Consider the following 6,000-nt stretch of genomic DNA (forward strand, 5'->3'; position numbering starts at 1 on the left):
GACTGATGACTAATGACTGATGACCAATGACTGATGACCAATGACTAATGACCAATGACCAATGACTGATGACTAATGACTAATGACTAATGACTAATGACTGATGACTAGAGAAGCCGAAGTATCTAAAATAGACTGACGGCAAGTGCAAGTCGGTTGCGGAACATCTTTTTTGCGAAGGTTATATATCGCCGCCCGATCGGAGAGTGAAATTTGGCAATTTATCGATCGCCAAAAACACTCCAAAAACGATTAAGTAATAGGCGATGGGCGATCTGTTGCGAATAAGTAATCGGCTATACAAAAGTCGAAAAATAAAAGTTAAAAGCCAGAACATTTGAATTTTGACTTGACAAAAAACCAATTATTATCTAATAATTATGAATTGCCAATTACGGCGAATTGCTTGTTGCCAACTACCAGTCATATCGCATCCGGTCGATGGACAACGATAAAATTGGATCGCGCGTGCGGACTTGCCTACGCAATCCGGGAGCGGACTTTAGTCAGTCGGCACGCGCGAACCGTTCTTGTTAGGACGATCGACCGAAAATGATATCACCCGTTATTAAAAATGGATTTGTTAGAGTATCAAGCTAAATCTTTATTTCGCCAGATGGCAATTCCGATTTTGCCATCACAGCGGATTGACAATCCGGCCGACCTCAAGGGACTGAAAATTCCCTACCCAGTTGTACTCAAGTCGCAAGTGCGGGCTGGGGGACGGGGCAGGGCGGGCGGCATTAAATTTGTGGAAAATACGATCGATGCAGTTGCTGCTGCTCAAACAATTTTTAATTTGCCGATCGAATCTGAATATCCCCAAGTCCTGCTGGCAGAAGCCAAGTACAACGCTGACCAAGAATTGTACTTGGCGGTATTGCTAGACCCGGTAGCCCGCCGCCCGGTACTTCTGGGTTCGAGACAAGGAGGTATGGATGTCGAAGGGTCGATCGAGCAAATGCAGCAGGTTGCGGTAGACCAAGAATTTTCGCCATTCTACGCGCGGCGGCTCATGATAAAAATGGGATTGCAGGGAGACTTGATTCAATCGGTGAGCGCGATCGTCCAGAAAATGTACCGCTTGTTTGTCGAAAAAGATTTAGATTTAGTAGAAATCAATCCTCTGGGCATCAGTCCGAGGGGAGAGGTAATGGCTTTAGACGGTAAAGTCACCGCGAACGACGATGCCTTGGGGCGGCATCCAGACTTGGCCGCACTCTCGGAGAAGATGCAAAGCAGCGGGTTTGGACGGGAAAGGAGAAGTCTCTATACCTCTGGCCCTCGCTCCCATTCCCACTCGAAGGCGCAGCAATCGCCGGAGTTTGACCCCAAATCTCAATCCCCAATCTCGAATTCCGAATCCCTGGAATTAATCGAACTAGATGGGAATATCGGGATTTTGTGCAGCGGAGCGGGTCTGACAATGGCCACTCTGGATGCTGTAGCCCGCGAAGGAGGAAAACCAGCTAATTTTGTGAATATGGGTTCCTTAGACCGCTACGAAGCAGCAAATGCCCTGCGCGATCGCGCGGAATTGGCCCTGGAGTTAGTCGCTCGGGATAAAAGCGTTAAGGTGATACTGGTAAATATTTTGGCCGGCGCCTCCAAAACTGAGGAAATTACCGCCGCAGTAGTCGGCTATTTGGAACGGAAAGCTCGCGCCAACCGCCACATCCAAATTGTGCTGCGCCTGGTAGAAATCGATGCTGATGCTGTTAAAAAGCGGTTGGGAGAGTTGCCGGTGCAGCTAGCTAGCACTTTGGATCGGGCAGCGGCTGCTTCTGTATCTTCGGCCAAGTAGCGGCAGCCGATCGGCAAAAGACGAGAGTTGTGGACTGTCAAATGGCAAAAAATGAATTTAACTCCTGAAAGCAAAGTCCTAGTACAGGGCATTACAGAATCTCCAGCGTCAACCCGCACCGCCCTGATGATGAAAGCATACGGCACGAATGTGGTCGCCGGTGTCAGTCCCGGTAAAGGCGGGCAGGAGTTGGAGGGAATTCCGATTTTTGATTTGGTAGAACAAGCCGTGGCGGCAGTGGGTCACGTTGACACTGCGGTAATTTTGGTAGACGCTTATTCGGTGCTGGATGCGGCTTTAGAAGCGATCGCCGCAGGAATTCGGCAAATCGCGATCGTCACTCCTGGAGTGCCTCCTCTGGATATGGTGCGCTTAGTTAGAAAAGCAGAGGTTACGGAAACTTTGCTAATCGGGCCCAACAGTCCGGGGATTATTGTCCCCGAAAAACTGCTATTGGGAACTCACCCCAAAGAATTCTACACTCCAGGTTCGATCGGGATAATCAGCCGCAGCAGCACTTTGACTTACGAAATTGCTTTAGAACTGACTGGGGCCCGATTGGGGCAGTCGATGGCGGTTTGTATTGGCTGCGACGCGATTCTGGGTTCGGCGTTTATGCAGTGGCTGCAAATTTTGGACGAAGACGACAGTACCGAAGCTATGGTTTTGGTGGGGGACATTGGCGGGTGGAGCGAACAAGCTGCTGCTTCTTACATCGCTTCGGCGATCGACAAACCCGTAGTTGCTTATCTGGCGGGCCACTACGTTCCCAAGAGCCCGTCTTTGGGTCACGCCGGCACCCTGATCAATTCTCGGGCTGCTGCCCAAAAAGCCTTTGGAATTGCGGCCGATAACAAAATGGCTGCCTTTGAAGAGGCGGACATACCTGTGGCCGATCGGCCTTCGGAGGTTCCTAAGCTGCTCAAAAAATTGCTCAAAAAAAATTGATTGCTTCGGGAGAATTAGGGCGGGGGCGGGTTTTGTCTCAAAATTGTCTGCAGGATGCTACAACTGCTGGCTAAACCCGCCCCTACGACACATTTTTGATTTTCTTACCAGAGGCCTCTGACAGGGCTCGCAGGCTGTGGTGCCGATGCTGGTAAGGGTGCGGGGCGACGCGCCGGAGGCGGAGTTGTTGGCTGCACGCTTGGTCGAGGTGCGATCGGAGTTTCGGTGGGAGTTGTCCGAGTTGTCTCGCGCATCGACTCTTGCAGCAGGCTTTGCACGTTCCCCACCAAACCCTGAACTTTCCCAACTGTGGCGGCAATGCTGGCAACATCTACGTAAACCTCCGGCAGAGGATACTTTTTCAGGATTTCTAGCAGCGACAGCCTACCGTCGTCGCCGGATGCCAGAATCACCGCCGCCCGCAGGGCTTTGCCGCTTTCTGTGCGGCGGTGAGTCCGAATTGCTTGACCGATTTCGTCTGTGATTTTTTCTCCCGGGGTGCTGTAAACTACCCTCGCCAGAATAGCTGGCTTTAAACCGATTTCTAGACTCATCAATCCCCGCAGCACTTGTGGATCCATTTTGGAGAACCCGATTATTTGTTTGATGGTTGGTGTCGTCGTGCCGTCTTTAGCAAAGTTTTCTAAGTCGCTGATATTGATGGCTTGTGCGATCGGGCCAAATGTCAGGACAACTTTTTCGGCCCCCAATGCTTTACTGCTAGATAATATGCTGGCGCTTGCTCCTAAAAACAGGGCAGTGCCGATCGATACAAATTTTGTTAACTTCATACTTGAGTTTCAGCGACCGATTAAAATTATACTTTCGAGATTTATACATTATATAGCGGTTCTCACAAAGGTGAGGTATGCTTTTAGGCTCGATGCCCGATGCTTTTAGGCCCGATGCTCTTCGGCCCGATGCCCGATGCTTTTAGGCCCGCGAGAGCACCTCATCTTTCTGAGAAAGGCTATAGATGCAGCAGTTATATTCTACAATGTCGCCAATCTAATGTTAGGCCCGCCCCAGTCAGGCGCACAATCTCGATCGATATTTTCGCGCGCGATCGGCTTTAAGAATAAATAACCACACTTACTCAAATATTTTTGATTCTATTTATTCTACCTTCTACATCTCTAGCCTTCTACATCTCTAGCCTTCAGCCTTCTACATAAGTCCTTTCTAGAAGTTATGTTGAAAACCAAGCGCAAATCCAAAAAATCCAAACACAAGCACAGAGAAAAAAACACAGCCCCCAGCAAAAAAGAAGCAGCCGCACAAAAACGCAAAATTTCAGAAAAGCGCAATGAATTGGTACAGGCGATCGTCATTTGCTGCTTAATCAGTGCTGCTGTCAGCATTCCCCTGTTGTTCGTTGTTAGCCCTAAAATTGCCATTGCAGCAGGCGCAGCAGTAATCATCTTGCTGCTATCCTACAAATACCCCCGGCAAGCTTTGTGGGCTTTTCTAATTTATCTGCCTTTCAGCGGTACTATTACTTACGCGATCGGCGGCGGAAATGCTGCATTTCAAGTAGCCAAAGATGCTTTCTACATACCCGCTCTCATCGCCCTCATTCAAAGCTGCAAAAAGAAACAGTTACCTTTGTTTATTCCCAAACAAATGCTTTCTACCTTCAGCATCCTGTTGATGATGGCAATGCTGACTTTAATTTTTGTCAACGGGGAAATGCAGCTCAACCCGCTCAAGGGCGAAAAACCCATTCTCCAAGGAATTCTCGGCTTAAAAGTATTGATAGGTTACATACCGCTGATTGCTTGTACCTATTATCTGCTCCGCACCAAGAAGGATTTGGTGTTTTTTAGTCGAATGCACCTAATTTTGGCTGTCGTTTGCTGCCTTCTCGGTGTGATTCAGTACCTGTTGCTGCAAAGTGGAAAATGCGCGGGTACCCGAGGAATGATCGGAGAAGAATTATATAAAGCAACACTGCAAGCTAGATGTTTTGTTGGCGGTTCCCTAGTATTCAGTCCAGAAGTTAAGTTTATCCGCTTACCGGGAACTTTTGTCGCGCCTTGGCAGTGGGCGTGGTTTTTAATTTCTAATGCTTTTTTAACCTTTGCCTCTGCCTTTTGCGACCCTTCATTCTGGTGGCGCGTCATCGGTTTATTTGGCATGGCATTAGTATTTGCCAATGCAGTTATTTCCGGTCAAAGAGCTGCTTTAATTATGGTACCAATTGCCACAGGCATTCTGCTCGTTCTTACGGGTCAATTAGTTAACTTAAAACGATTTATTCCCATCGGTGCCGGATTGGGGATTCTGCTGTTTATCGGTGCAGCAATTAACCCGGGAATTGTCGAGCAGCGGTGGGATAGTTTTGTTAACCGCTGGAATGCTGCACCGCCCCAGCAGTTTCTGTTTAATCAGTTCGAGCAGAGCCACAATTTTATCATTGACAAACCTCTGGGTAGAGGCGTGGGACGAGCGACTAATTCAACGCGGATATTTGGCAACCCGCAACTAATTGAAACTTTCCAACCTAAGTTGATGTACGAATTAGGTTATCCCGGAATGATTGCTTTTCAACTCATGCTGTTACACTTAGCTTTTCTAGCTTTTAGAGCTTACCGTTCTGTCAAAGACAAAAATTTGCGGAGTTACGGAGCTAGTTTTTGGGTGTTTGTGGGATTTATTACTATCAATCCTCAATACTATCCGCTGGATGTAGATCCAGTATCGGTGTATTACTGGGTTTTGGCTGGGGCGATTTTAAAGTTGCCCAAAATTGACAAACAGGTGCAGGATGAAAAACACTTGGAACTTGAGGGACATGAATTGGAAGTTCACCACCAATTTAAGGAGAAAAAAATTATTGCATCTGCTCCCATTTGAGCAACGTTATATCGGAAACGCTCTAATAACATCTCCCGTCGAACAAATACAATCATTAAGCCAGGTTCCTAGTGCGGGCTTGAACCCGCAGCATAAAAGCGGAATTCAGTCCGCACTACGAGCCGTTTTTATTGTGTATGCCCTTCCCAATGCCCCATTCCCTGTTTTGCCCATTCCCTGTTTTGCCCATTCACAGTGTTTGTCTGTAGTTTAGACTAACCAAAGATGAGAACGGTGGCAAAAGAAGAACTAGAGCCACCGCGCCAGGAGAGAATGAGGGTGAAAAATAAAACCTATCCACTCCTTAAATGAACAGTGAACGATTAAAGGACTTTCGTCAAGCAGCATACGAGTTATTAGTACAAGCGAAAGATGCCACATTCGAGCTCATG

At 47.8% G+C, this 6,000-nt stretch carries 4 protein-coding genes; 3 read left to right on the plus strand and 1 reads right to left on the minus strand.

What is annotated here, in order from left to right; genetic code table 11:
• Positions 1-574: 574 nt before the first annotated feature.
• Together WBA89_RS07480 and WBA89_RS07485 are read left to right on the plus strand one after the other, a co-directional pair.
• Positions 575-1,804, plus strand: coding sequence for an ATP-grasp domain-containing protein (locus WBA89_RS07480; protein ID WP_424405233.1), 1,230 nt, complete (start codon positions 575-577; stop codon positions 1,802-1,804).
• Between the two features lie 51 nt (positions 1,805-1,855).
• Positions 1,856-2,752: a succinate--CoA ligase subunit alpha gene (locus tag WBA89_RS07485; protein ID WP_424405235.1), complete on the plus strand. Its 897-nt coding sequence runs from the start codon at positions 1,856-1,858 to the stop codon at positions 2,750-2,752.
• Positions 2,753-2,856: 104 nt separating this feature from the next.
• Here WBA89_RS07485 and WBA89_RS07490 read toward each other — a convergent pair whose 3' ends face one another.
• The gene (locus WBA89_RS07490; protein WP_424405236.1) at positions 2,857-3,543 is read right to left on the minus strand and encodes an alpha/beta hydrolase; all 687 of its coding nucleotides are present in this window, start codon (positions 3,541-3,543) and stop codon (positions 2,857-2,859) included.
• A 400-nt stretch (positions 3,544-3,943) separates the two neighbouring features.
• On the opposite strand from WBA89_RS07490, the gene hpsL reads away from it, so the two are divergent.
• Positions 3,944-5,608: a hormogonium polysaccharide biosynthesis protein HpsL gene (hpsL, locus tag WBA89_RS07495; protein WP_424405238.1), complete on the plus strand. Its 1,665-nt coding sequence runs from the start codon at positions 3,944-3,946 to the stop codon at positions 5,606-5,608.
• The last annotated feature ends 392 nt before the right edge of the window (positions 5,609-6,000 follow it).

The sequence above is a fragment of the Microcoleus sp. genome (genome assembly GCF_049646505.1).
Lineage (GTDB): Bacteria > Cyanobacteriota > Cyanobacteriia > Cyanobacteriales > Microcoleaceae > Microcoleus.

Coding starts and splice junctions, on each gene's coding strand:
- hpsL (WP_424405238.1), top strand. CDS start 3,944: ATGTTGAAAACCAAGCGCAAATCCAAAAAATCCAAACACAAGCACAGA.
- WBA89_RS07490 (WP_424405236.1), bottom strand. CDS start 3,543: ATGAAGTTAACAAAATTTGTATCGATCGGCACTGCCCTGTTTTTAGGA.
- WBA89_RS07485 (WP_424405235.1), top strand. CDS start 1,856: ATGAATTTAACTCCTGAAAGCAAAGTCCTAGTACAGGGCATTACAGAA.
- WBA89_RS07480 (WP_424405233.1), top strand. CDS start 575: ATGGATTTGTTAGAGTATCAAGCTAAATCTTTATTTCGCCAGATGGCA.